General features: G+C 74.3%; 1 pseudogene. It reads left to right on the top strand.

The features are described from left to right. Nucleotides 1-604, top strand: a pseudogene (locus SSBG_RS23830) (ATPase); the annotation flags it as partial. Nucleotides 605-972 lie beyond the last annotated feature (368 nt).

The following is a 972-nucleotide window of genomic DNA, read 5'->3' as shown; positions in this document are numbered from 1 at the left end:
CGAGGGCTGGCAGACGCGCGACCTCAAGGCGGCGGGGGCGTGGCTGGCGGCGCGGGTACGGGCCGTGGTGGACGGGGCGGCGGGCGGGTCCCCGGGGCCGGACGGCGGGTCGCTCGCGCGGCTCGCCGTGGGCGCGCACGCGTGCGAGACGCCCGCGATGTGCGCGGAGCTGTCCGGGCACCTGGGCGCGCTGTTCGGCATCCCGGTCACGGTCGTCAACGACGCCGAACTCCTCGTGCCCGCCGCCGGTTTCACGACGGGGATCGGTCTCGTGGCCGGTACCGGCTCGATCGCGGTCGGGCGGCACGCGGAGACCGGCGCCTATGTGAAGGCGGGCGGCTGGGGGTGGGTGCTCGGCGACGAGGGCTCGGGCTCCGCGCTGGTGCGCGAGCGCGGGGGCGCCGACCTCGCGGCGCTCGTCGCGCGGCTCGCCCGGCGGGGCGCCCACCACGCGCGCGTCGTCGCGGCGGGCGGTGTGATCACGGCGCAGCCCGCGCTGTGGTCGGCCTTCACGACCGCGCTCGCCGCCTCGCTGCCCGGAACGCGGGCGGTGCTGCTGGACGCGCCGCCGGTGGAGGGGGCGGTACGGCTCGCCACCGGGTGAGCGCCGCGCGCGGCCCGTACGTCCCTCGGCCCCCTCGTACCCCCGCCGCGCAGTCGTGGTCCGTCGTCCGCCCCTCCCCTCCCCCACTCGAACTCCCCTTGGAGCCCCCATGCGTTACGCCCATGTCGTCGCCCCGCGCACCAGCGCGCTCGTGTCCGTCGCCGACGCCCCTCCGCCGCCGGGCCACGTCGCGGTGGCGGCGCGCGTCTCGGGGATCTGCGCCTCGGAGCTCCCGGCGTGGACGGGCTTCGCGGGGGACACGCCGTCGCGGCTCGGGCACGAGCTGTCGGGCGAGGTTTTGTTAATCGTTATTCTTTCTTAAAAGAGAAGGCAAGAATATTTTTTTTTTTTTTTTTTTTTTTTTTTTT

It is taken from the genome of Streptomyces sp. SPB074 (assembly GCF_000154905.1).
In the GTDB taxonomy this organism is placed as follows: Bacteria; Actinomycetota; Actinomycetes; order Streptomycetales; family Streptomycetaceae; genus Streptomyces.
Note: the sequence above shows the minus strand (reverse complement) of the source record. Positions and strands in the feature narration are given on the sequence as shown.